This window comes from Halorubrum yunnanense (assembly GCF_026586675.1).
In the GTDB taxonomy this organism is placed as follows: Archaea; Halobacteriota; Halobacteria; order Halobacteriales; family Haloferacaceae; genus Halorubrum; species Halorubrum yunnanense.
Map to the genome: position 1 here is coordinate 44,597 of NZ_JAODIX010000035.1, position 23,274 is coordinate 67,870.

The window sequence follows — 23,274 nt, forward strand, 5'->3', positions numbered from 1 at the left end:
CCCCCCCCCCCCCCCCCCGAGGCTGGGGAGGTGTGAGGAGCGGTTGGGGTGCGGCCGGGCGGGACGCAAAGGGGCAGCCGTGAGGCGGTCGCAGGCGACGTAAGCACCGCAGGAGCGAGTGAAACGAGCGACGAGGAGCACAGCGAGCGTGCGACCGCCTCACGGCTGGGGCTTTGGAGGTGTTCGCAATCGATCTACCGGCAACCATTTATAAACGAACGGCTGGGACTTCGGAGGTCTTCCTCGTCGCAGCGACGGCGTATCCCCCAACATCGTCCGATTATTCGTCCGGGTCCTCGCCGCGCGCCCGCTTGTACATCGCCAGCGCGTCCTCGCGTCGCTCGGAGTGGTCGACGATCGGCGACGGGTACTCCGGCGCCGCGTTCGCGCGTTGCGTCGGCGACAGCTCGTTCCACTCGTGGATCAGGTCGGCATCGACCCCCCGAAGCTCGGGGACGTACTCCGTGATGTACTCCGCGTCGGGGTCGTAGCGCTCGCCCTGCGTCATGGGGTTGAAGATGCGGAAGTAGGGCTGCGCGTCGGTCCCCGTGGAGGCCGCCCACTGCCACCCGCCGTTGTCGTTGGCGGTGTCGTGGTCGGCCAACCGCTCCCGGAAGTGGTCGTAGCCGTGCCGCCAGTCCGCGAGCAGGTCCTTCGTGAGGAAGGAGGCGACGATCATCCGCACGCGGTTGTGCATGAACGCCTCCTCGCGGAGCTGCCGCATCCCGGCGTCGACGATGGGGTAGCCGGTCTCGCCCCGCTTCCACGCCGCGATCTCCTCGGGGTCGTCGCGCCACTCGATCCCCTCCTCGTACTCCTTGTAGTTCTCGGACACCACCTCGGGGTTGTGGTACAACACCTGCGTGTAGAACTCCCGCCACGCGAGCTGCTGTTGGAACTCCTCGACCGCGGCGACGGGCCCCTCGTCGTCGTCAGTCCCGTCCCCGTCCCCGCTCTCCCCCGCCCGCTCCTCCGCGACGGCCATCGCCTCTTTCGTCGCCTCGTACGCCTCACGTACCCCGATCTCGCCGTACTTCAAGAACGCGGACATCCGGGAGGTCGCCTCGCGGGCCGGGTAGTCGCGCTCCGCGTCGTATCCGAACACCGCCTCCGAGAGGAAGTCGTCGAGCCGCTCGCGGGCGGCCGCCGTCCCTGCCGGACCGACGTCGGCGTCGGGTTCCGCGAAGCCCAGGTCCGCGGGCGCGGGCAGGTCGCCGACGGTGACGCGGTCGATCGCGGCGCCGCCGTCGGCGAGGGCACCGTCGTCGGCCCCCACCGCTGCGGCCAACGCGTTGGCGTCAGCGAGGTCCGTCTCCTCGGGCGTCGGCGCCGGCGGGTCGGTCTGCCGGTCGGTCCACTTCCGCCAGTAGTAGGTGTACACCGAGTACGGGTCGCCGGCGTTCGTCCGGATCGAGTCCGGAGTGTGCAACACCGCGTCGTGGTGGGCCTCGCGCTCGATCCCGGCCTCGTTGAGCGCCTTCCGGACCTCGGCGTCGCGCTCCCGCGCGACCCCCGAGTAGTCCCGGTTCCAGACGACGCGGTCGGCGTCGAGCGCGTCCGCCAGTTCGGGGAGGACGGTCTCGGGGTCGCCGCGCGCGACGACGAGGTCGCTCCCGCGGTCGCGATAGTCGTCTCGCAGCGCCGCGAGCCCGTCGAGCAGGCGTCGGACCCGCACGTCGCTCGCGTGGGCGAGCACGTCGTCGTCGAAGACGAACACGCCCGCGACCTCCCCTCGGTCGGCGGCGGTCGCGAGCCCGACGTTGTCGGCGGCTCTGAGGTCCCGCCGGTGCCAGAACAGTTCCATGGGATCATCACGGATGCGAGGACCGTGAAACCACCGGCGGCGACGCGCCGCGGTCAGAGCTCCAACCGACCCGGGACGCTGACGCGATCGAGCAGGAAGTAGCCGACCGTGAGCGTGAGTATCAGGATGCCGAGCGCTCCGGCCGCGAGCAGCGCCTCGTTGCCACCGCCGTAATCCTCCAGCCGAAAGCTGATCACCCGTCGGGAGACGGCGATGATCGCGGCGCTCACGACGATCCGGAGGACGGGCTGACCGCGCGCGTACGCCACGAGCGTCCGGTGGACCTCAACGAGGATCAACAGCAGCAGAACGCTGTCGAGCAGTCCGACCACCTCGGCCGGGTCGGTGAAACTTCCCGTGACGAGGAGGCGGTACAGGGAGACGAACAGGTCGAACACGCCGATGAGAAACAGGAGGAGGAGGAAGTACGCCGCGCTGAGGACGAGCCACTCCATCGCCCGGGCCGCGGGGTCGGCCGCCTCGTCGAGATCGAGCCGCATCGACGGAACGGTCGGGGGCCGCGGGCAAGTCAGTTGGGGTGGTGGTCGCGGCCTCCCGGGTCTCGCGACCTGTCCGGACGGGACTGGGGTCGGCGACCCGATCCCGCCCCGATCAGCGACCCGACTCGGTACCGGTCAAGGCCTCCAACAGCCGCACGGCAGGCGCCTTCGCGAGCGGGTCGTTGGCGTTACCGCAGTGCGGGGACTGGACGCAGGCCGGACAGCCGCCCTCGCAGTCGCAGCCGTCGATGAGCCGCGCGGTGCGGGCCATCAGCTCCTCGACCCGCTCGTGTCCGCGACGGGTGAGCCCGACGCCGCCGGGGTAGCCGTCGTAGACGAACACCGCCGGCGCGTCGGTGTGCGGGTGGTACGGGGTCGAGATGCCGCCGACGTCGGCGCGGTCGCAGAGGAGGTGGAACGGGAACAGAGAGATGATCCCGTGTTCGGCCGCGTGGATCCCGCCGTTGAAGGCGTACTCGCCGCCGGGCGCGCCCGCCCCGCCCCCGGTCGCCGCCTCTCCGCCAGTGGCCTCCCCGCTGCCGTCAGTCGCCGCCTCGGCGCCGGCGTCGTCCCCGTCTCGGGCGCCGATCGCCCGCATCTCCGACTCTATGTCGGCGGGGACCGGGAAGTACAGCGCCTTCGTCCGCAGCGTCGTCTCCGGGAGGTCGAGCGTCGACTCCCCGAGCGACTCGCCGGTCTTGGCGTCCTTGCGGACGAACCCCGTGATCCGCTCGGTCACGGTCACGTCCGCGAGCCGGACCGGGACGTCGGGGCGCGCCGACAGCTCTCGCTCCGCGAGGTCCTCGTTCACGACGATGTCCTTCTCGGTGAGGGGTTGGGTGTAGTAGTCCGCCCACGACGACTGCAGCTCGGCGACGTCGCGGTCGAGGTCCAGCGCCGTCACCTCGTAGGTGCGCCCCTGCTGGTGGTAGATCGCGCCGGGGTGCGCGTCGCGCAGGGCGTCGCCGAACCCGAGCGAGGCGACCGTCTCGCTCCGGGAGGAGTCGATCAGGTCGACTTCCCGGTCACCGACGGTCCGGAGGCTCACGGACTGCTGCGGGCTCGACGACCCGGCGTGGGTCCACCTGATTCCGTCGGCGGTCTCCCGCCTCTCCAAGGTCCCCTCGTCGGTGAGGTCCCCGACGACGCCCGGGAACGTCTCGCCGAAGAAGCGCTCGTCGTCGGGCGAGAGCCAGCTCTCGTCGGCCGCGCAGGCGACGTGGCCGGGGAGCAGCTGGGCGTTCTCGGGGTCGCAGATCGCGTCCTCGGGCGGCGCCTCGAAGAAGTCGGCGGGGTTGTTCATCAGGTACTGGTCGAGCTGGTCCTCCCCGCCGACCATCACCACGAGGGCGGGGTCGTCTCCGCGGCCGGCCCGGCCCGCGCGCTGGAAGGCGGACATCCGCGTCCCGGGGTAGCCGTCCAGGATCACGGCGTCGAGCCCGCCGACGTCGACGCCGAGCTCCAGGGCGCTCGTCGACCAGACCCCCCTGAGGTCGCCGGCGTGGAGGTCGGCCTCGATCTCTCGGCGCCGGTCGTCGTTCAGGGCGGCTTGGTACGCGCCGACCCTCCCCGCGAGGTCGCGCTCGCCGCGGTCCCGGAGGTCGCTCGCGCTGTCGGTGGCGTACTGCTCGGCGGTCTGTCTGGCCCGCGTGAACGCCAGCGTCTGCTCGCCGGCCGTCACGAGGTCACAGAAGAGCCGCTTGCTCTCCGTGTGACTCGACTTCCGGCGACCGCTCCCGCGCTCCTGCCAGTTGTCGTCGTACTCCGGCGGGTTCCACAGCACCCAGTCGCGCGGCCCGCGGCCCGACGCGTCCTCGTCCACGAGCGTTATCCCGTCCGGGTCGCGGCCCGTCACCGACGCGACGTGTTCGACGGGGTTGTTAATTGTCGCCGAGCAGCAGACGAACCGCGGGCTCGAGCCGAAGCGTTCGCAGGTCCGCGCGAGCCGGCGCATCGTCATGGCGACCTGCGAGCCGAACACCCCGCGGTAGCTGTGAATCTCGTCGATCACGACGTACTCCAGCGAGGAGAAGAACCAGTCCCACAGGCGCCCGGCGTACGGGAGTAGCGCGTAGTGGAGCATGTCGGGGTTCGACAGCAACACGGTCGGCTCCCGGTCGCGCACGTCCCGCTTCTCGCTCCGAGAGAGCCGACCGGTGTACGAGCCGACGGAGACGCCGCTGCCGAAGCCGAGCCCGTGAGCGAGCTCGCTCAGGCTCTCCTCCTGGTCGGCGATGAGCGCGTTCTGGGGGCCGACGTAGAGGGTCCGGCCCCCGTGGTCCATCGCGGCCTCGAAGGCGGGGACGGTGTACGCGAGCGACTTCCCGCTCGCGGTCTCGGTGGCGAGCGCGACGTCGTCGCCGTCGCGGACCGCCTCGATCGCGTCGGCCTGGTGGCGGTAGAGGCGGTCGATCCCGTCTTTCGCGAGCGCGTCGGCCATCCGGGGCGCGAGGTCGATATCGCGGTACGTCGGCTCGCGGGCGGGGAGGCGGCGTTGCTCCGCGATCTGTCCCTCGTAGAACGGCCGGTTCCGCAGCCAGTCGATGGCGTCCTCCACGGCTACGGTACTGTGGGGTCGGCCGGTCGTAATCGTTGCGGTCGCCGAGACCGAGACGGAGCGTCCGGATCGGTCAGTCGTCTGCCGGGACGCGGGAGCGACCGGCGACCGGCGCCCCGTCGGCCTCCGATTCGGCGGGTCCGAGGCGCGCCAAGGGCGGCCAGCGCACTTCGGTCGCGACCGGGTCGTCGAGGTCGAGTTCCATGCGGAGGTCACCCCGGCGTTCGGCGAGCTCGAACCCGACGGTCCGGTAGACGCGGCGCGCGACGCGGTTGCCGCTCTCGACGTGGAGTTCGAGCCCCTCGCGTCCCGCGGCGGCGGCGTCCGCGATCACGTGTCGGCAGAGCTCGGTGCCGACGCCCTGCCCCTGCATCGTCGGGTGGACGAACACCGCGAGCTCGGGGCGCGCCGCGTCCGTCGGCGTGTACATCGCGTGGCCGTACAGCTCGCCGTCGCGCTCGGCGACGACGTCGCTCCCCTCGGTCAGCATCGACTCGATCCACTGCGCGCGGCGGTCCCGCGTCACCGGCGGGAGCCCCTGGGCGCGGTCACCCGAGTCGAACCCTTCGTACATCTCGGCGAGCGGGGCAGCGTCCCCGTCGACCGCGGGCCGGACCGTCAACCGGGATCCCTCCTTGTCCACGAAGCGCGGACAGCGCGGCGGACAGTGGACCGTCCCCTCGCACTCGCTGCCGTCCCAGCCGTCGCAGGCGGCGGTAGCGTCGTGGCTCATAGGTGCGGGTTGGTCGCTCGCGGGGATATATCGTGATAGCTGCTCCCACGGCGTGGGAACGGGGGGCGGGGATGCAGGGCGGGGATCACCCCCGGATCGCACCGGTCTCACTCCCGGATCAGGACGATCCCGTCGCGGAACACCGAGTGGTTGGGTATCATGTGGTCCTCTCCGTCGGCCTCGATGTGCGTGACGAACAGGTCAACCTCCTGCACGACGCCGCGCTCGCCGGCGACCTTCACCTCGTCGCCGATGCCGTACGGCTCCCGGAGCAGGAGGAACACCCCGGCGGCGGCGCTCGCGACGAGGTCTTTCGTCGCCAGCGCGGCGAACAGCACGACGGCCAGCGCGTACGCCGCGAGCAGCACGACCAGCGCGAGCGTCTGGACGCCCACCTGTCCGAGCGCGACCAGCGCGGCGACGTAGACGACGCTGTACTTCACGAGCGGCGGCAACACGCCGAGGTCCGGCAGCTTGATCCCGCGGAGCCGCTCGGCGACGAGGAGTTCCGCCTTGTCGCCGACGACGACGCCGACGATCATGACGACCACGGCGACGAACAGGCGCGGGAGGAAGGCGGCGACCGAGGACCAGAACCGGTCGAGGTAGTTCACCTCGGCGACGGTGAGGGCGACGATGATCGTGATGGCGACGATGAAGTAGCTGGACAGCTGCGCCAGGATCCGGACGGTCGACGTGTTGAACTCCCGGACGGTGTGCTCGAAGGTGGTCCCCTCGATCGCCTCCGGGACACCGGCCCGGGTCAGTAGCCGCCGGTTTATTATCCCGACCAGGAACGCTGCGATCAGGCCGAAAACGAGCACGAACAGCGCGAGCCACAGTCGCTCGGGGACGCTACCCGCGAACTCCGCGAAGGCGTTCTGTGCCGCGAGCATGGGTGGTCAGTACTCCTCCGGATCGATCTCCAAGACGAGTTCGCCCGTCTTGAACGCCCGGACGAGGCCGTCCGACTCCGAGAGCACTATCGACGTCGCGTTCGTGTCCCGGGTGATCGCGCCGCCCGCCATGTGTCGCGCGCCGAGCCCTTTCGGGATGTCGACGCCCTCCGCGCCGGGTTCGAGGTAGCGGTACGCGGAGACGATCTTCCCGGAGTCGGAGACGACGAACGCGCCGTCCAGCCGCGAGAACTCCTTGAGCATCACGTTGACGATGGGGTCGCCGACGTGGACGTGCGACTTCTCGAAGGGGTTGTACGACAGCGGGCGGGACTTGTTCATCACCTTCCCCGCGTCGCCGACGACGAACAGCGCGCCGACCGGCTTCCCCTTCTGCCCCTTCTGTCCGAGCTCGATCGCGACCTCGAAGACGTCGCGGATCACGCTGGGCTCCGCGCGGGAGTGGACGAACAGGTCGTAGATGCCGGTGTGGATCGTCTCGTCGACGGTGACGCGGATCACCGCGTCCGAGCCCCCATCGAAGACCGAGGCGATACAGACGACCTCGTCGCCCTCGCTGACCAGTTCGGCGTCCATCGCGCCCTCGATTCCGAACCGGATCCGGTCTTTGACGTTCTCGAACGGGAGGGGGAGTTCGACGAACGTCCCGGCGTCGACGTCGTTGTCGGGGGCGACGACGACGATCTCCGTGTCGCCGTCCTCGAACCGGTCGTGGAAGGAGCTCGCCGGCGAGAACAGCAGCACCGCGTCCGCGTCCGCGACGAGATCGGACAGGTGGTCGGTGAGCGAGGCCATTGCTCGAAGCAACTCCCGGACGACGTATAGTCGTTGTGTCGGGGTCATGCGGACGTCTGACACGCTCCGCACGTGAGAAACGAGCGCCGCCGGTCGCGCGCCGATGCGACGCCGCGCGACTTTTCTCCCCGCGCCGCCACCGATCGGACGAACATGTCGACCAGCGACGCGCTGTGGGCCTACCGCGACCGCTTCGGCGACGCCTTCGGCCGGACCTACTTCCGACGCTTCGGGCCGGGCGTGGCCTCCAGCGTCGGGATCGGGACCTACCTCGGCGAGCCGACCGGCGCGGTCGACGACGCCTCCCGCGAGGCGATCGGCCTCGCGCTCCGCTCCGGCGTGAACCACGTCGACACCGCGGTCAACTACCGCTGCGGGCGCGCCGAGCGCGTCGTCGGCGAGGCGATCGAAGCGTCCCCGATCGACCGCGACGCGGTCGTGGTGGCGACGAAGGGCGGGTTCCTCCCGTTCGACGGCGAGCGGCCCGACGACCCCGCGGCGTACGTCCGCGACCGCTTCCTCGCTGAGGGGATCGTTGACGCCGCCGACCTCGTGAACGGCGCGCACGCGATCGCCCCCGACTACCTGGAGTGGTCGCTGGACCGCTCGCTGGACCGGCTCGACCTCGACGCCGTCGACTGCTTTTATCTCCACAACCCGGAGACGCAGCTCGCGGAACGCTCCCGCGAGGCGGTGTACGACCAGTTGGAGGCCGCGTTCGAGGCCCTGGAGCGTCGGCGCGTCGCGGGCGACATCGGGGCCTACGGCGTCGCGACGTGGGACGCCTTCCGCGTCCCCGAGGGCGACGAGCGGTACCTCTCGCTCGCGACGGTCCTCTCGCGGGCGGAGGCGGCCGGGGAGGCGGTCGGCCCCGACGACGACCACGGGTTCGAGGCGGTACAGCTCCCATTCAACGTCGCGATGGCGGACGCGTTCACGCGGCGGAACCAACGCCTACCCGAGCCGTCCGACGCCGACGGGGGCGCGAACGCCGACCCGGTCTCGACGCTGGAGTTCGCCCACGAGGCGGGGCTCTCGGTCGTGACGAGCGCGAGCATCGGACAGGGGGAGCTCGCGAGCGAGGGGGCGATTCCGGCCGACGTCGACGCGACCCTCGCCGGCGAGACGCCGGCGCAGCGCGCGCTCAACTTCGCCCGGAGCGCGCCGGGGGTCACCTCCTCGCTGGTCGGTACGAGCGACCAGGACCACGTGCGCGAGAACGTCGCGTCCGGCACCTTCGACCCGCTCGGCGCGTCGGCGTTCGACGCCGTCTTCGAGTGAACGCGCGGCTCTTCGAGCGAACAGGCGGCCCCTCGATCGCGTGTCGAAGGGAACAGAGCGGAGACCGAACGGAGGGCGAGAACGCGACGCGCGGGGACAGAGTGGTCGATCTGCGGGCCGTACCGCGACGGTTCCGGTCAGCGGAGCTCTTTGAACGTCGCCTCGCACTCGGGACACACCCGGACCGAGAACACCTCGTCGGGGTCGTTCTTCTTTTTCAGCACCTGCTCGCAGTCGGCGCAGTTCAGGCGCTCGTAGGTGTCCTTGAACAGGTCGCCGTCGCGGAGTCCCTTGCGCGTCGATTTCATGTGTTCCGGTTGATCGCGTGGGGGTATAAAAACCCCGTACGACGCGAGTCACACGGCGAGGGGGCCGGCCGCGACGGGGCGGGCGGCGCTCGTCCGGGGGCGCGACACGCAAGAGCGTACCGCGGCGCCTCGCTTTCGCAACGCTTGTCTCCGGGCGACGCGAAGCGCGTCCGTGTCACGGACCCGGCTGTTCGGTTCGCTCTGCGCCCTCGTCTTCCTCGTCAACTTCGCGCGCGTCGTGTTCGCGCCGCTCGTGGGGGAGTTCATCGGCGAGTTCGCGATCGGCGAGGGGACCGCCGGGCTCATCGTCACGCTCGCGTGGCTCGGGTCGGCCGCGCCGCGGCTCCCGGCCGGCTGGGCGCTCACGCGGTTCTCCCGCCGCCTGGTCGTCCTGGCCTCGGGAGCGATGCTCACCGTCGGGGCGCTCGGCGTCGCGCTGGCGCCCGGCGTGCCGACGCTGATGGTCGCCGCGTTCGCGATCGGTCTTGCCTCGGGCGTCTACTTCGTCGCCGCGAACCCGTTCGTCGCCGAGCTGTTCCCCGAGCGCGTCGGGCGCGTGATGGGCGTCCACGGGATGGCGAGCCAGCTCGCCGCGGTCGCCGCCGCCCCGGTCGTCACCGTCGCGCTGTGGTACGACTGGCGGCTCGCCTTCTACGGGCTCGCGGTCGCCGCGGCCGTGACGACCGTCGCCTTCGTCCTCCTCGCCTCGCGGACCGACCTCCCGGACGCCGGCGCGGGCGACACCGACTTCGTCGGCGGCGCGCTCTCCGAGTGGAAGCTGGTCCTGGCGGCGGTCGTGTTGATAGGGCTCACGGCGTTCGTCTGGCAGGGCCTGTTCAACTTCTACGAGCTGTACATGATAGACAAGGGGCTCGCGCCGGCGACCGCCCGCAACCTCCTGACGGTGATCTTCGCGGCCGGCGTGCCCGCGTTCCTCGTCTCCGGCGACCTCGCCGACCGACTGCCGCACGTCCCGTACCTGCTCGGGATCGTGACGGCGTTCATCGGCAGCGTCGTCCTCGTGGTCGTCGCCTCCGGGACCGTCGCCGTCGTCCTCGCCAGCGTCGCGGTTGGCTTCGCCATTCACATGCTGTTCCCCGCCAGCGACACCTACCTCCTGGCGTCGCTCCCGGACGGGTCCCGGGCGTCGGCGTACGCCGTCTACTCCGCCGGGATGATGACGACGCAGGCGGCCGGCTCGTGGGTCGTCGGCGAGGCGATCGAGGCCGGGATCGCCTACGACGTCGTGTTCCTCGGGCTCTCCGGGGGGCTCGGCGCGGTCGTCGTCGCGTACGCCGCCTTGGAGCGCATGGGTCGCGTCCCGGGCGGCGCGGCGGGCGCGGAGCCGGCGGCGTGAGGATCGGGGGCACGGCCCGCGGTCGGCGCCCGCGGCCCCTGCCGGCACGGACCGCGGGTATCGCACCTATTTAGGGCGTCCCGTCCGTGTAACGCATAAATGGAGTACGTGCAAGAGCGCGTGACGACGCTGCACGCGTTGACCGACCACCGGCCGGACGCCCCGGCCGGCCGGGCGGCGGTCGTGGTCCCGATGACGGAGCGCGAGTACGGCACGCTCGCGGCCGAACGCGTCCTCTCGGCGCTGGAGACCGTCGATCCCGGCCGGGTGATCGTCCCCCTCCGGGCCCCGCCCGACCGCGTCGGTCCCTTCGCCCGGTGGCTCGCCGAGTTCGACCTCGACGTGGAGACGCTCTGGTGCGGCGGTCCGCGACTCACGGCGCTGCTCGCCGATCGCGGGCTCGACGGGGAGCGCGGGAAGGGGCGGGACGTGTGGCTCGCCCTCGGCCGAGCCCTGGAGGAGGAGTACGTCGTCGTCCACGACGCCGACACGAAGACGTACTCGCCGGCGTTCGTCGATCGCCTGCTGTTCCCGGTCGCGAACGGCCACTCGTTCTCGAAGGGATACTACGCCCGCGTCGAGGACGGGGCGCTGTACGGCCGGCTCTTCCGGCTGTTCTTCCGGCCGCTCGTCCGGGCGCTCGCCGCCGCCACCGAGCGCCGAGATTCCGGCGTGATCGAGTACCTCGAATCCTTCCGGTACGCGCTCGCCGGGGAGTTCGCGGCGACGACCGACCTCGTCTCGAAGCTCCGCGTCCAGCGCGGCTGGGGCCTGGAGGTCGGGACGCTCGGCGAGGCGTACGCGCACGCCGGCTTCGCGGGGAGCGCGCAGGTCGACCTCGGCCGCTACGAGCACGACCACCGCTCCGTCGACGGGCCGACCGGCCTCGCCGACATGAGCCGCGCGGTCGGGGAGGCGACGCTCCGAGCGGTCGAGGAGAGCGGGGTCGGCGTCGACTACGACGGGCTGGCCGACCGCTACCGCGAGGCGGCGGCGGGGCTGATAGACGGCTACGAGACCGACGCCGCGTTCAACGGCCTCGGCTACGACCGCGGCGACGAGCGCTCGCAGGTCGCGACGTACGCCGACGCGCTTGGCGCGCCGGGGCCGGACACCCGGCTCCCGGCGTGGCGCGACGCGCCGGTCACCCCGGCCGAGGTCGCCGAGGCGGCCCGAGCCGACCTCGCGGAGGCGTCGGAAGAAGGGGCCGGTACGAGCGCCCCGACCGGCGAGACCGACGTCCGCGGCAACGGCCACCGACAGGCGGCGTCTCCCCCTTCCGATCCGGCGCCGGGGGAGGACTAACGCGTGGCCGGAGAGAGCGACCCGGACGGCCCGGGAGCAGACGCGCCGAGCGCGGCCGCGCGCGACGACCTCGCCGGCGTCGTCGACCTGTTCGGCTGGCTCACCCGCGCGGAGCTCTCGCGCGCGCTGTCGGAGCTCGCTTTTAAACGGCGGGCCGAGGTCGACGACGGCGCAATCGCCGCCGCGATCGACGTCGCCGTCGCGGAGTACGCCCTGGTGCCGGCGCCGCCCGCGGCGCTCTCGGAAGGCGAGGGCGGGGACGCGAACGCGGGCGGCGCCCCCGCGGCGGTCGCCGACCCCGGGGAGGGCCTCGACGGCGACGACGTCGCCCTCGCGGTCGGACCCGCGGCGTTCCCGTCGCTGCCGGACGGCGCGGCGGACCTCCCGCACATCCTCGACGTGCCCGAACGCGGCGTGGACCGCGAGGCGCTCTCGGCGGCGGCGCTCGCGCGGCTCTCCGAGGACGCGGTCGCGGCGATCGGCGAGGGCGACGCCGACCGGCTGGAGGTCCTCGCCGACGTGACCTACGACGTCGAGGCGTGGGCGCCGGTCGACGCCGGAGACGTCCGGGAGCGGATCGTCGCCGAGCTGGACTCGTGAGCGGTGTCCGAAACGGGTGCGTCGCGGCTCAGGCGCTCGCCTCGGCCTCGGCGAGCTCGCGGGCGAGGAACGCCGCGATCGAGACGTCCGCCTCCTCGACGAAGCGCGCGAGCTCCTCGCCATCGGCGCTCTCGACCACGACGGTCGGGATCAGGTCGATCCCGTACTCCTCGACCCCGTCACCCTCCTTGCCGTCCGGGCCCTTCGTGACCGGGAAGTCCTCGATCCGGTCGTCGGGGACCCCGGCCGCGTCGAGCGCGGCCGCGAACGCCGGGAGCTGCCGCTGACAGTCGCCGCACCAGTCGCCGCCCCACACCTTGAACCGGTAGTCGCCGGCCCCGAGCGCGTCCGGGACCTCGTCGTCGAGCGCGTCGCCGTCGGCCGCGGGCGTGAGCGTTTCGAGCGTCATACCGCCCGATACGCCGGGAGCCCTTGTAAACGGCGCGCCGGTGGCAACCGCGGCGGGAGGAGCGGGAGAGACGCGTCTTGCCGCGGTCCGTCGGGCATTTGAGTATCGGCCCCGTTCGATCGCTCAATGGACGACGACGTGCTGGAGGGGCTCGGCTCGCCGCTGGTGCGGGTCGACTCGCCGCCGGCGACGACGGTGGCCGCGAAGGTCGAGTCGCGCAACCCGGGCGGCTCCGCGAAGGACCGTCCGGCGCGGTACATGGTCGAGGACGCCGAGGAGTCGGGCGATCTGGAGCCGGGCGACGGGATCGTCGAGCCGACCTCGGGCAACACCGGCATCGGGCTGGCGATGGTCGGCGCGGTCAAGGGGTACGACGTGACGCTCGTGATGCCCGACGGCAAGTCGATGGAGCGCCGCCGGCTCATGCGCGCGTACGGCGCCGACCTCGAGGTCGTCGACGGCGACATCTCCGCGGCAAAGGAGCGCGCCGACGAGCTGGAGGCCGAGGGGGGGATGGTCCAGCTCCGCCAGTTCGAGAACCCGGCGAACCCGCGGGCCCACTACGAGACGACCGGCCCGGAGGTCGTCGAGCAGGTCGGGGACCGGACCGTCGACGCGCTCGTCGCCGGCGTCGGGACCGGGGGGACCCTCTCCGGACTCGGTCGTCGGCTCCGAGAGGCCTTCCCCGACGTCCGGATCGACGCGGTCGAGCCGAGCGACAACGCGGTTCTCTCCGGGGACGAGCCCGGGAACGACGCGTTTCAGGGGATGGGGCCGGGGTTCGTCGCGCCGAACCTCGACGTCGACCTCCTCGACGAGACCCACGCGGTCGACGTCGGCGACGCGGAGGCCGAGTGCCGCCGGCTCGCCAGCGAGGAGGGGCTGCTCGTCGGGCAGTCCTCCGGCGCCTCGAACCTCGCCGCGAAGGCGGTCGCCGCGGAGCTCCGCGAGTCTGGCGCGTACGTCGGCGACGAGCCGCTCGTCCTCACCGTGTTCTGGGACAGCGGCGAGCGGTATCTCACTGCCGGGACGTTCGATGGGTAGCCCGCCGGCAAGGCGCGGCAGCCGCCCGCCGCCGACCCGAACGTTGAGTATCGTCCGACCCCCAGTTCGACCGTGAGCACGCACGCCGTGTCCCCCGACGACGGCTCGTCCGACGACTCCGACGGATCGGCCGCCGAGCCGTCCGGCCGGCGGTTCGACGGCCCGTGGCTCCCCGTCCTCGCCGTCGCCGCCGGCGGGTGGACCGTCCTCTACGCGCTCGACTGGGCGCTGCTCTCGGCGGGCACCCCGGCGGGCGCCGCCGTCGCGTTCGCCCACGGCTACCTCCTCGCGCCGCTCGCGACCGCCGCGGTCCTCCTCGACGCGCTGTCGCTGGACGAGCGCGGGGTCGCCGACTTCGGCCTATTTAAATGGATCTACGCGCTCGCGTCGTTGGTCGCGCCGCCGGTCGCCGCCGTCTACTACGCGCACCGGGAGTGGCTGCGGCCGGGCGACCCGGACCTCCTCGGAGGCGCCGCGTGACCGACGGCGACGCGAGCGGCGAAGTCCGGAGCATCGTCACCGCCCCCGAGGCCGGCGCGGCGCCCGAGCTCCACGAGACGGCCGAGATTCTCCCGGAGGGCGTCGAGGGCGACCGGTACCGACGCGGCGAGGGGACCTTCCGGCTCGACGGCTGCGCCGTCACCCTCGTGGCCGCCGAGGCGCTCGACGCGGTCCGGGACGAGACCGGGACCGACGTCGCAGACGGCCGTCACCGTCGGAACGTCGTCGTCGAGGGGTTCGGCCCGGGCTTGGACGACCTGCTGCAGGCGACCGTCGCGGTCGGGGACGCGCGCCTGCGACCGACCCGGCGCCGACCGCCATGCGCGCACCTCGAGGCGCTGGCCGGCGCGGAGGGGCTCGCGTCGGCGCTGCAGAACCGCGGCGGGCTCTGCTGCGACGTGGTCGAGCCCGGACGCGTCGCTGTCGGCGACCCGGTCGGCGTCGCGGAGCCGGACCCCCGTACCGCGGGCGTCGCCATCGCGGACCGGCTGCGGGAGGAGTCGGCCGCGGGCGGTAACCGACCCGGCTCTCACGGGGAGTGACCGACGCCCCGCCCGCGGTTCCGGAATCGAAAGCGTTGACCCCGGACCGGACGGACGACTCGCCAGTGACCGTCGGATGAGCTGGCAGTACCGCCACACGGTGCTGTCGCTGTGTATGCTCGCGTTCCTGGTGACGTACTTCGCCAGGCTGGCGATCAGCCCCGTCGTCCCGCTCATCGTCGACGACTTCGCGGTGTCGAACACCGCCATCGGCGTCGCGCTCTCGGGGATGTGGCTGGCGTACGGCGCCGCGCAGTTCCCGAGCGGCGTGCTCGCGGACCGGTACGGCGAGCGCCTCGTGATCCTCGTCGCCGTCGGCGGCACCGCGGCGATGAGCGTCGTGTTGGGCCTCGCCCCCGTCTTCCCCCTGTTCGTGCTGGCGGCCGTGCTGTTGGGGCTCGTCGCCGGCCTCCACTACGCGGTGGCGACGACGCTGCTCTCGCGCACCTTCGACGATCTCGGGACTGCCATCGGTCTCCACTCGGTGGGCGGTCCGCTCGCGGGGCTCGTGGCGCCTGTCGCCGCGGCGTGGGTGGGGTTCCGGTACGGCTGGCGCCCCGCGGTCGCGCTGGCCGCGCTGGTCGGCGGGCCGGTGTTCCTGCTGTTCGCGTGGCGCGTCCGGCCCACCGAGCCGCGGCGCCCCGACCAGGCGATGCGGGAGCGGTTCGCGCTCGCGCCGCTGGTCGAGCTCCTCTCGCGGCCGAGCGTCCTCCTGCCGCTGTTCATCGCGATGACCGGCACCTACGTGGTGCAGGGCGTGATGTCGTTTCTCCCCACCTTCCTCGTCGAGTTCCGCGGCTACTCGCCGGCGTTCGCCGCGAGCGTCTTCTCCGCGTTCTTCGTCGTCCGGGCCGTCGCGCAGGTGGGGCTCGGCCGGCTCTCCGACCGAGCGGGTCGCGACGTCGCCATCGGCGCGGCGATGCTCGCGGGCGCGGTCGGCACCGCCTCGTTCGTCCTCGGGCCCGGGATCGCGGGCGTCGCGGTCGCGGTGCTGCTGGCCGGCTCCGGCGCGAGCTTCTTCTCGGCGATCGACCCGCGGTTCATGGACGCGCTCAGCGACGCGGAGCGGGGAACCGGGTTCGGGCTCGTCCGGACCGTCTACACCGTGATCGGCTCCGCTGGCTCCTTCGGTGTCGGGCTCGCGGCCGACCTGTTCGGCTGGGGCGTCTCCTTCGCGATCCTGGCGGCGCTGTTCGGCGTCACGTTCGCCGTACTCGTCGCGAACCGGGCGCTCGGGACCGGGTACTGAGGCGTCGCCGACGCGGGCCCGAAGGGACCCCCTCGACGCCCGCGGACCCGAAGCTACGAGTCGACGCGGGGCCTACGAATGCGCGTGTACGATTACCACGCCCACACGAACTACTCGGACGGGGCGTTCCTGCGGTGGATGGTGGACGCCGCTGCGGACGCGGGACTGGACGGGATCGGGCTCACGGACCACTGCAACGTCTCGCCCGAGGCCGGCGCGGAGCGGTACAAGCGCGCGCTCGGCTTCAACCTCGACCTGACCTACGAGCGACGCCGGCAGGCGATCGAGGCGGTGCGGGAGGACGCCGCGATCGACGTGTTCGACGCCGTGGAGATGGATTACGACCCCGACCACGAGACGGCGATCGCCGACTTCCTCGCCGAGGCCGAGTTCGACTACGCGGTCGGCAGCGTCCACGAGCTCGACGGCGCGAACGTCCACGCGCGGCCCCATTTCGCCGATAAGCCCGAATCGGAGCGGCGCGCGCTCGTCGACCGGTACTTCGAGAAGCTGGTCGCGCTGATCGACTCGGAGCTGTTCGCGATCGCCGCGCACCCGGATCTGATCGAGCGCAACCCGCACCTCCGCGGGTTCGCGACCGAGGAGCAGTACGCCGCGGTCGCCGACGCCTTCCGGGGCTCGCGGACCGTCCCCGAGATCAACGCCGGTCGGCTCCTCGACGACTACGGGGAGTTCCACCCGGCTCCCGCGTTCCTCGACCGGCTCGTCGACGCCGACGCGCGCGTGACCGTCGGGACCGACAGCCACGAGCCGGACGAGATCTCGCCCCGGCTCCGCGAGATCGAGGCGGAGCTGAACCGGCGGGGACTCGACCCGGTCATGGGCGAGGAGCTGGTCGAAGACAACTGACGGGGCCGGTCGGGGTCGTCGAAGCCACGTTACGTCGAACGAGGCAGCCTAGGGCGCTGCTGGCTCGATCCGGCGTACGCCCGATCGAACTGCGGAACTCGGTGTCGCTTGGAATCGTAATGGAGACGAATGAGGGCATTATGCCCCCTGATGGACCGTGCAAGAGGGTCATCCGTCTCCCTACCCTATCCTGTACTGTGACGGAGATATCCCCGCGGCGTTTCGCACGAGCCCACCTCCCTGTTGCGTTTCCACACGGTGAAGATCCATACACAAATGACAGTTTCTGCCGGGCGCGAGCCGACCGGGAAAGCGATCCTCTACTGTCCCGAGTGTGGTCACGAGAGTCACATCAACGCAGACTGGATCACCCACGAACTCGTCGATTCCACGACCTGTGGGTGTCCTGAATGTGGCAGGACGATTGATTCCCACCCTAATCGGGAAGCGCTGACCGCAGGGACCCGCGGATCGCTTCGCTTCGCGCCCGAAGACTGACTCACGAGTATCCAGCAGTTCACCTGGGAGAGCCCGTCCTCGGATTCCCCCGCCTTTACGCGGAGGAAGATGTCAACTGTTCTTATACGCTGAACAGGCGCAATACCACGGCGTTCACGCCGTGGATACGCGCCGTCACTTGGGGAAAGTATCCACGTTCGACAGCACTTTGAGTTTCAGAATACTGGCGTTTAAGCGACAGGAAATCCTATCGGTAGGTAGGAATCGGTCGGAACGGAGCGGATTCCGAGCCGTCCTTCGGAGGTGGCCTGTCCACCCGCGCAATGAGACAGTATCCGAAAGGGTAGTCGGTGAACGCACATTCCAGAAGAGTGTGTCTGTGCCGACTGCTCAAAGCGAGTCAGAAGGTACCCCCGAGTCCGCTGACGCCTGCTGGCGTCCCTGTGGCAAAAACAACACTGAGACGCCGTACACGACCGAGGATAGGGGTAACGGCCAGTTGGCATGGCCAGCAGTCCACCAGTCCGACGCTGTGGGACTACCCGTGCCCGAAAGGGCTGGTAGTCCGGTGATTGGACTACAAACCTGAAACTCCCACCGCTCGGGATTCCTCCGCGTTTACGCGGAGGAGGATGTCAAGTGACCTGCTCCGTTTCGAGCCACTCTTTGAACTCCCAGAAACAATCCGAACACAAACGACCCTCCAGCGTCTCGACCGAATCCGATGCGTGCTCGATTTGGTACTGCTGGTGGCGGTCCTGCGATGGGTCAAGTTCGGTCCCGCACTTATCGCAGTGTTCAGCCATGCCGCGAGGTTGTCGCTGACGAGGGGAATATCTGAGGTTTTGCACTCCTTCAGGGGCGCCCAGGAGGCCGCCTCCGTATTGCATTCGCGTGCCGCCTCTCGCAGAGCCAGAGTGACCTCCCCGAGAGTCGCCGCGCGGCCGCTCCCATCGGTTGTGACTCCTCAAGCATTTTAAATGTGAGCGGAATACGGCTAGTATGAGCGACAGTGAGGGGGGCCGCCCGAGCGACACGATGCGGGAGCGCGTGCCGGAGAACAGTCGGGTGTTCTGGCTACTGTTGAACGCGAACCGGTGGCTGGTCGCCGCCGGGATCTCGGGCGGCGTATTCCTCGCGCTCGTCATCATCGGGCACCTCCACCCGACCGAGGCGCCGGCGCTGTTCAGCCAGGGGGACCCCATCGAGACGCTGTTTCAGGGGCTGCTAACGTCTATTATCACGGGCGTCACGCTCGTGCTCGCGCTCAGTCAGCTCGTCCTCTCTCAGGAACTGGGGCCGGTCGGCGATCAGCGCGAACGCATGGAGGGCGCGATGGCGTTCCGGAAGGACGTCGAGGACGTTATCGAGGAGCCCGTCAGTCCCGCCCAACCCTCGGCGTTCCTCCGGTCGCTCGTGAAACTCACGAGGCGACGCGCCGCAGCCGTCTCGGACGCCATCCAGGACATCGACGACGAGGCCCTCACCGACCAGGTGGCCGCGTTCACAGAGAGCGTCAAGGAGAACGCGAACGCCGTCGAGAACGGCCTCGAGGACGCCCAGTTCGGGGAGTTCGACGTGGTGTTCTCCGCGCTGAACTACAACTACTCGTGGAAGCTGTACGCAGCGCGCCGCATCCGCGCGGAGAACGAGGACGTGCTCACCGAGGACGCTCTCGCGGCGTTCGAGGAACTCATCGACGCGCTCGAACTGTTCGGGCCGGGGCGCGAGCACTTCAAGACGCTGTACTTCCAGTGGGCGCTCATCGACCTCTCCCGGACGATGCTGTACGCGTCCGTGCCCGCGCTCATCACGGCGGTCGCGGGCGTCGTCTACCTCGAACCCGGGCTGTTCCCGGCGACCGTGTTCGGCGTGCGCCCGCTCGTCCTGGTGGCGAGCGCGGGCGTCGCCGTCTCCCTGCTGCCGTTCGCGTTCCTGTTGTCCTACATCCTCCGCATCGTCACCGTGACGAAGCGCACGCTCTCCATCGGGCCGTTCATCCTCCGGGAAACTGACCGGTCCCGCGACCTCGACTGGGGCAAAACCGAAGCGAAGGCTGGGGAGAACGCGGGCGTCGACGACGAGAGTGAGTAGCGCGGGCGTCAGCCGTTCGATCTCCCACCGATGGCCACTGAATGGGCCTGACAAAGGGATGACACCCACCACACAGGCTTTAGGTCTCCCACCCAAATCGCCACCTCCATGCCCGCGGATTTCAAATCTCGCTTCGACGTCGACTACGACGGTGAACTACCGGGGAGCGTCGACGAGGCCGCGCTCAAGCGGATGGAGACGGTCGCGTACGTACTCGACGAGAGTGTGCGCGTCCCCGGCATCGGCGTCCGCATCGGTGTCGACCCGATTCTGGGAGTGCTCCCCGTCGCTGGCGACGTGGTGAGTGGCGCCTTCTCCCTGTACATCGTCGCCGAGTCGGCGTACCTCGGAGTCTCCTTCGGGACGCTCGTGAAGATGCTCGCTAACATTACTATCGACGTGGCGGGTGGGTCTATCCCCTACGTCGGTACCGTGGTCGACGCGCTCTGGAAGGCGAACAAGCGCAACGTCGCGCTCGCACTGGAGGACCTCGCCGAAGAGCTGGAGACGGACGGATCCGGCGGCGGGACAGGCGGCGTCGACATCCCCATCGAATCTGACGACTGAAAGGAGTCGCTGGAGTACACGGAACGTCGGACGACGCGGACTCACATTCCAACACAGATCCTCGACCCACGTTCCCAAACCTGTAGACGGAGTGGTTAGGCGTACGTCTGGTAGGCGATGAACGCAGCTATCGCGAGACAGACGACACCAAGTCCACGGGCGGCCCACGTCCACCGGGCGAGAATCGGTTCGTCAGTGCCGTAGTCACCGCGGCGTCGACGGTTCGGGCCGACGAACACGGACAGCCGGAGCATTGTTCGCGGCGCAGCGAAGAACGCGACGCCGAGCGCGGCGCCGAGGACGACCGCAAGGAGTTCGCGTGCCCCAGGCATCTACGAGCGAAGCCGTTCGATGCGCTTCTCCATCGGCGGGTGCGTAGAGACGATCCGCTGGAGGAAGCCGCGGTCGGGACTGGAGATGCAGAGCGCGCTCACCTGCTGGTCGACCTTCGCGTCGCGGCGCCGGTCGCCGCGAGCACGACCACGACCTCGCTGGGCATTCTGGGCCGACTCGCGGGCTTGCTGGTTGCCCTGATCGATTTTCTCAAGGGCGCGGGCGAGCGGGTCGCCGGAACCAATGGTACGTCTCGCATCGGCGTCGGCAACGTACTCGCGGTACCGCGAGATGGCGAGGACGAAGATCATCACGACGAACTGGACGATGTTACCGACGATGATAGCGAGGAAGAAGTCCGCGAGGTCGTTATCGCCCGTGAGCAGGATAGCGAACTGCGCGACGATGGCGACGATCGAGGCGATGCCTTGCCCGAGTTGCATCGTGATGACATCACGGTTGTCGATGTGCGCGAGTTCGTGGGCGACGACGCCCTCGAGTTCGTCGCGGTCGAGCAGCTGGATGAGTTCCCGGGAGATGACGACGGTACCGTTGCCGCGGCGGCCGACAGCGAACGCGTTCGGCACGCCCATATTAGCGATCTTCAGCGACGGTTTCTCCATATTCTTGTCGCGGCAAGTCTGCTCGACGAACTGGTGGATCTGCGAGTACTGGTCCTCGGGGAGGTCCTCGGCACCGACGCTCCGTAAGGCGGCCCACTTCCCGATCTTGTACTGGATACCGACGAGGAGGACACTTCCGGCGATGGCGAACGGAAGGACGCCCTGGCCGTACATCACCGTCGCGGCAGCGACGGCGACGAGGTAGAATCCCGCGAGGATGGCACCGACGACGGCCATCCGGATCTTGAGCCCGAAATGTCTCATACGGGGCGGATTACGAAGTCGGACGTATAAACCCGGCTACTACAAGACGAAAACAGTAAGCAGGCTGAGGGCCGCGAGATCGGGTAATTCGGTCGAGGGCGTTTCAATGGACCCTCGCACCCTTCGTTAGCCGATTCAGGTCGATGCCTGCTGGTCGAGGGGGTCCTCAAGTTCGCCCATTACCGCTTCGAGGGTGTCCGTCGCCGTGAGGAGTCCCACGACGTCACCGTCTTCAAGGACGAGCGCGAGTTCCTGGTCCTCGGCTTGGAACTGATCGAATGCGTCGCTGACGTTCGTCTCCGCCGCGAGTGTCATCGGGGGTGCCGCGATCTCGGTGAAGGAGACGGTACCATCCGCGAGGTCTTCGTAATGGTCGATGATCGACGGTGCGTACACAATTCCGTGGAAGTCGGTCGGTTCCTCACCGACCAGTGGAAACCGGGTGTGTGGCGTGTTTCGGATGCGATCGAAGTTCTCGTCGACCGAGCGGGTGGTCGAGAGCCCGATAATATCGTCCGCCGGGACCATAATCTCACTAATCGAGAGTTCGTCGATGTCGAGTGCGCCGAGGACTTCGTTGCGCCGCTCTTCCGGGAGTTCGCCCTCTTCCAATAGCGAGTGCAACCGGTTTCGGAGCTGGGCTCGTGATTCGAGGACCTCTTCTTCGGTTTCTAGCCACGCCCCGGTCATCTCGATACCGAACAGCTTGAGCGTGGCCTTGGCGACCCAGTCGCCGAGCGTAATGAGCGGGGAGATGAGCCAGTTGAACCAGTACAGGGGCGTCGCTCCGTACCGGCACACCATCCGGGAGCGCTCGACACCGAGGTAGGTCGGCGTCTGTTCGCCGTGCGTGAGATGCACGAGATTGATGATCCCGAATGCGATTATCGCCCCCGCACTGATCGACGCGAGCGGAGTAGTAGCGAAATACGGCTCGAACAATGCGGCCAGTGCCGGTTCAGCGACGATCCCGACTGCGATACTGGATGCGGTGATCCCGACCTGACACGTCGTGAGATAGATCTCCAAGTTGTTCGTCATCTCCCACGCCCGTTCGAGGGCCGGGGTGCCATCGATGAACTCCTGTTCGCTGAACTGCCGAGCGCGCGTCAACGCGAACTCGATAGCGACAAAGAAGCCGTTGGTCAAGATGAGAGCGAGACCGGCGACCAAGCGGAGGCTAAGCTCGAGCGGGGTCATTGTGTCCTGCCACTAAACCCTCGCAGTAAATAAGCAAGGAAATTCGATAGTCACGAGCCGTCTCACGGAACCACTACTCCCTATGTCCAACCGTGATGACGGGAACCGGTGCAGAGCGGACGGTCTTCTCGGCGACGCTCCCGAGAAGAATTCGATCGCTTCCGCGTCTCCCGGTCGTCCCCATCACGACGGCGTGGATATCGTTCGATTCGATGGCGTCGAGGATCACCTCGATAGGGGACCCGTGTTCGACGTGCCGGACGCTATTCGAAACGCCGCGTGTCTCTGCCTCGGACACGAGGTCGTCAACGGCGTCGGTCGCTGCCTGTTCACGTTCTCGTCCCGAAACCGTGGAGCGAACGTCCAGACCTAGCGACGTATCGTCGACGACAGACAGCACGTGAACGGTCGCATCGAGCGCCGCTGCCAGGGAGAGGCCATGCTCGGCAGCACGGGCCGCACCAGCACTTCCGTCGGTCGGTAGGAGGATGGTCTCGTAGGGAAACACCAGTTGTTCGTCGGGCCGCATCCGTGCTGTGAGGACAGGGACGGAAGACAAACGGACGACCTTCTCCGTGACGCTTCCGATGAGGTATCGTGACACCCCCTCTCGACCGCGGGTCGGCATCACGATCACGTCGTACTCGTCTTGCTCGGCGTACTCGACGATTGTCGGCGCTGGATGCCCCTGGACGACGTCGGAATCGTAGTCGACGCCGAGTGTATCCAGTGTCTTTTCCGCTTCCTCGACGATGTCCTCGCCCTCCTGGACAAGGGCGTCAACGACCTGAGTTTCGACGACCGTGACACTATCGCGTCTCGTATCCGCGACGAACAGAACGTGGATCGTGGCGTCGGCCCAGTGTGCGATCTCAGCAGCGTGATGCAATGCCTCCGCAGCCCCATCGCTTCCATCGAACGGGAGCAGAATGTCCTCGTACATGTATACCGCAAGTACCTAC

General features: G+C 69.4%; 24 protein-coding genes. 12 read left to right on the forward strand and 12 right to left on the reverse strand.

The annotated features are described in order from the left end of the window. Positions 1-280: 280 nt before the first annotated feature. The 6 genes from N5096_RS09670 to dacZ form a co-directional block, all read right to left on the reverse strand. Positions 281-1,804, reverse strand: a complete 1,524-nt coding sequence (locus N5096_RS09670) for a cryptochrome/photolyase family protein (protein WP_267664275.1) — start codon at positions 1,802-1,804, stop codon at positions 281-283. Between the two features lie 53 nt (positions 1,805-1,857). Continuing rightward, complete coding sequence (locus tag N5096_RS09675) at positions 1,858-2,304, reverse strand: phosphate-starvation-inducible PsiE family protein (protein WP_267664276.1); 447 nt, start codon at positions 2,302-2,304, stop codon at positions 1,858-1,860. 112 nt (positions 2,305-2,416) lie between these two features. Beyond that, a complete protein-coding gene (locus tag N5096_RS09680; protein ID WP_267664278.1) occupies positions 2,417-4,861 on the reverse strand; it encodes a DEAD/DEAH box helicase in 2,445 nt (814 codons plus the stop codon). Between the two features lie 73 nt (positions 4,862-4,934). Continuing rightward, positions 4,935-5,594 (reverse strand): GNAT family N-acetyltransferase, encoded by a 660-nt coding sequence (locus N5096_RS09685; RefSeq protein ID WP_267664279.1) that lies wholly within the window; start codon positions 5,592-5,594, stop codon positions 4,935-4,937. A gap of 107 nt (positions 5,595-5,701) precedes the next feature. Further along, positions 5,702-6,490: a mechanosensitive ion channel domain-containing protein gene (locus tag N5096_RS09690; RefSeq protein WP_267664280.1), complete on the reverse strand. Its 789-nt coding sequence runs from the start codon at positions 6,488-6,490 to the stop codon at positions 5,702-5,704. A gap of 6 nt (positions 6,491-6,496) precedes the next feature. Continuing rightward, on the reverse strand, positions 6,497-7,306 hold the full coding sequence (gene dacZ / locus N5096_RS09695; protein WP_267664281.1) for a diadenylate cyclase DacZ: 810 nt from the start codon (positions 7,304-7,306) through the stop codon (positions 6,497-6,499). A 153-nt stretch (positions 7,307-7,459) separates the two neighbouring features. Between dacZ and N5096_RS09700 the strand changes: the two genes are divergently transcribed. After that, positions 7,460-8,587, forward strand: coding sequence for an aldo/keto reductase (locus N5096_RS09700; protein ID WP_267664283.1), 1,128 nt, complete (start codon positions 7,460-7,462; stop codon positions 8,585-8,587). A gap of 137 nt (positions 8,588-8,724) precedes the next feature. On the opposite strand, the gene N5096_RS09705 is transcribed toward N5096_RS09700, so the two are convergent. Further along, positions 8,725-8,895, reverse strand: a complete 171-nt coding sequence (locus tag N5096_RS09705) for an HVO_0758 family zinc finger protein (protein WP_267664284.1) — start codon at positions 8,893-8,895, stop codon at positions 8,725-8,727. Positions 8,896-9,067: 172 nt separating this feature from the next. Here N5096_RS09705 and N5096_RS09710 point away from each other — a divergent pair, with 172 nt between their 5' ends. The 3 genes from N5096_RS09710 to N5096_RS09720 all read left to right on the forward strand — a co-directional run bounded on the left by N5096_RS09710 (position 9,068) and on the right by N5096_RS09720 (position 12,157). Then, complete coding sequence (locus N5096_RS09710; protein WP_267664285.1) at positions 9,068-10,252, forward strand: MFS transporter; 1,185 nt, start codon at positions 9,068-9,070, stop codon at positions 10,250-10,252. Between the two features lie 99 nt (positions 10,253-10,351). Beyond that, a complete protein-coding gene (locus N5096_RS09715; protein WP_267664286.1) occupies positions 10,352-11,557 on the forward strand; it encodes a glycosyltransferase family protein in 1,206 nt (401 codons plus the stop codon). A 3-nt stretch (positions 11,558-11,560) separates the two neighbouring features. Continuing rightward, on the forward strand, positions 11,561-12,157 hold the full coding sequence (locus N5096_RS09720) for a DUF7109 family protein (RefSeq protein ID WP_267664288.1): 597 nt from the start codon (positions 11,561-11,563) through the stop codon (positions 12,155-12,157). Positions 12,158-12,185: 28 nt separating this feature from the next. On the opposite strand, the gene N5096_RS09725 is transcribed toward N5096_RS09720, so the two are convergent. Next, positions 12,186-12,566 carry a TlpA family protein disulfide reductase gene (locus N5096_RS09725; RefSeq protein ID WP_267664289.1) on the reverse strand — a complete coding sequence of 127 codons (381 nt, stop codon included), beginning with the start codon at positions 12,564-12,566 and terminating at the stop codon, positions 12,186-12,188. Positions 12,567-12,692: 126 nt separating this feature from the next. On the opposite strand from N5096_RS09725, the gene N5096_RS09730 reads away from it, so the two are divergent. The 8 genes from N5096_RS09730 (at position 12,693) to N5096_RS09760 (ending at position 19,892) form a co-directional block, all read left to right on the forward strand. Further along, positions 12,693-13,610 carry a PLP-dependent cysteine synthase family protein gene (locus N5096_RS09730; RefSeq protein ID WP_267664290.1) on the forward strand — a complete coding sequence of 306 codons (918 nt, stop codon included), beginning with the start codon at positions 12,693-12,695 and terminating at the stop codon, positions 13,608-13,610. Between the two features lie 72 nt (positions 13,611-13,682). Beyond that, complete coding sequence (locus N5096_RS09735; RefSeq protein WP_267664291.1) at positions 13,683-14,090, forward strand: hypothetical protein; 408 nt, start codon at positions 13,683-13,685, stop codon at positions 14,088-14,090. Beyond that, positions 14,087-14,653 (forward strand): MOSC domain-containing protein, encoded by a 567-nt coding sequence (locus N5096_RS09740; protein ID WP_267664293.1) that lies wholly within the window; start codon positions 14,087-14,089, stop codon positions 14,651-14,653. Before N5096_RS09735 ends, N5096_RS09740 begins: the two co-directional genes overlap by 4 nt. A 76-nt stretch (positions 14,654-14,729) precedes the next feature. Then, positions 14,730-15,902 (forward strand): MFS transporter, encoded by a 1,173-nt coding sequence (locus tag N5096_RS09745; protein ID WP_267664295.1) that lies wholly within the window; start codon positions 14,730-14,732, stop codon positions 15,900-15,902. 84 nt (positions 15,903-15,986) lie between these two features. Then, complete coding sequence (locus N5096_RS09750; protein WP_267664411.1) at positions 15,987-16,772, forward strand: PHP domain-containing protein; 786 nt, start codon at positions 15,987-15,989, stop codon at positions 16,770-16,772. 276 nt (positions 16,773-17,048) lie between these two features. Continuing rightward, positions 17,049-17,270, forward strand: coding sequence for a DUF8106 domain-containing protein (locus tag N5096_RS16655; protein ID WP_464387855.1), 222 nt, complete (start codon positions 17,049-17,051; stop codon positions 17,268-17,270). A gap of 963 nt (positions 17,271-18,233) precedes the next feature. Next, positions 18,234-19,325 (forward strand): DUF7972 family membrane protein, encoded by a 1,092-nt coding sequence (locus N5096_RS09755; protein ID WP_267664297.1) that lies wholly within the window; start codon positions 18,234-18,236, stop codon positions 19,323-19,325. A gap of 108 nt (positions 19,326-19,433) precedes the next feature. After that, positions 19,434-19,892: a DUF4112 domain-containing protein gene (locus tag N5096_RS09760; protein WP_267664298.1), complete on the forward strand. Its 459-nt coding sequence runs from the start codon at positions 19,434-19,436 to the stop codon at positions 19,890-19,892. Between the two features lie 95 nt (positions 19,893-19,987). Here the strand turns inward: N5096_RS09760 and N5096_RS09765 are convergent, their stop codons facing one another. The 4 genes from N5096_RS09765 to N5096_RS09780 all read right to left on the reverse strand — a co-directional run bounded on the left by N5096_RS09765 (position 19,988) and on the right by N5096_RS09780 (position 23,255). After that, positions 19,988-20,224: a DUF6199 family natural product biosynthesis protein gene (locus tag N5096_RS09765; protein WP_267664300.1), complete on the reverse strand. Its 237-nt coding sequence runs from the start codon at positions 20,222-20,224 to the stop codon at positions 19,988-19,990. After that, on the reverse strand, positions 20,225-21,085 hold the full coding sequence (locus tag N5096_RS09770; RefSeq protein WP_267664413.1) for a M48 family metallopeptidase: 861 nt from the start codon (positions 21,083-21,085) through the stop codon (positions 20,225-20,227). It lies immediately after the preceding gene. Between the two features lie 162 nt (positions 21,086-21,247). Beyond that, positions 21,248-22,312: a CNNM domain-containing protein gene (locus N5096_RS09775; RefSeq protein WP_267664301.1), complete on the reverse strand. Its 1,065-nt coding sequence runs from the start codon at positions 22,310-22,312 to the stop codon at positions 21,248-21,250. 73 nt (positions 22,313-22,385) lie between these two features. Continuing rightward, positions 22,386-23,255: a universal stress protein gene (locus N5096_RS09780; RefSeq protein ID WP_267664302.1), complete on the reverse strand. Its 870-nt coding sequence runs from the start codon at positions 23,253-23,255 to the stop codon at positions 22,386-22,388. Between the last annotated feature and the right edge of the window lie 19 nt (positions 23,256-23,274).

Bases quoted from the DNA above. Each gene is read 5' to 3' on its own strand.
- N5096_RS09670 (WP_267664275.1), bottom strand. From the start codon at position 1,804: ATGGAACTGTTCTGGCACCGGCGGGACCTCAGAGCCGCCGACAACGTC.
- N5096_RS09675 (WP_267664276.1), bottom strand. From the start codon at position 2,304: ATGCGGCTCGATCTCGACGAGGCGGCCGACCCCGCGGCCCGGGCGATG.
- N5096_RS09685 (WP_267664279.1), bottom strand. From the start codon at position 5,594: ATGAGCCACGACGCTACCGCCGCCTGCGACGGCTGGGACGGCAGCGAG.
- N5096_RS09690 (WP_267664280.1), bottom strand. From the start codon at position 6,490: ATGCTCGCGGCACAGAACGCCTTCGCGGAGTTCGCGGGTAGCGTCCCC.
- dacZ (WP_267664281.1), bottom strand. From the start codon at position 7,306: ATGGCCTCGCTCACCGACCACCTGTCCGATCTCGTCGCGGACGCGGAC.
- N5096_RS09700 (WP_267664283.1), top strand. From the start codon at position 7,460: ATGTCGACCAGCGACGCGCTGTGGGCCTACCGCGACCGCTTCGGCGAC.
- N5096_RS09705 (WP_267664284.1), bottom strand. From the start codon at position 8,895: ATGAAATCGACGCGCAAGGGACTCCGCGACGGCGACCTGTTCAAGGAC.
- N5096_RS09715 (WP_267664286.1), top strand. From the start codon at position 10,352: ATGGAGTACGTGCAAGAGCGCGTGACGACGCTGCACGCGTTGACCGAC.
- N5096_RS09725 (WP_267664289.1), bottom strand. From the start codon at position 12,566: ATGACGCTCGAAACGCTCACGCCCGCGGCCGACGGCGACGCGCTCGAC.
- N5096_RS09730 (WP_267664290.1), top strand. From the start codon at position 12,693: ATGGACGACGACGTGCTGGAGGGGCTCGGCTCGCCGCTGGTGCGGGTC.
- N5096_RS09745 (WP_267664295.1), top strand. From the start codon at position 14,730: ATGAGCTGGCAGTACCGCCACACGGTGCTGTCGCTGTGTATGCTCGCG.
- N5096_RS16655 (WP_464387855.1), top strand. From the start codon at position 17,049: ATGACAGTTTCTGCCGGGCGCGAGCCGACCGGGAAAGCGATCCTCTAC.
- N5096_RS09755 (WP_267664297.1), top strand. From the start codon at position 18,234: ATGAGCGACAGTGAGGGGGGCCGCCCGAGCGACACGATGCGGGAGCGC.
- N5096_RS09760 (WP_267664298.1), top strand. From the start codon at position 19,434: ATGCCCGCGGATTTCAAATCTCGCTTCGACGTCGACTACGACGGTGAA.
- N5096_RS09765 (WP_267664300.1), bottom strand. From the start codon at position 20,224: ATGCCTGGGGCACGCGAACTCCTTGCGGTCGTCCTCGGCGCCGCGCTC.
- N5096_RS09770 (WP_267664413.1), bottom strand. From the start codon at position 21,085: ATGGCCGTCGTCGGTGCCATCCTCGCGGGATTCTACCTCGTCGCCGTC.
- N5096_RS09775 (WP_267664301.1), bottom strand. From the start codon at position 22,312: ATGACCCCGCTCGAGCTTAGCCTCCGCTTGGTCGCCGGTCTCGCTCTC.
- N5096_RS09780 (WP_267664302.1), bottom strand. From the start codon at position 23,255: ATGTACGAGGACATTCTGCTCCCGTTCGATGGAAGCGATGGGGCTGCG.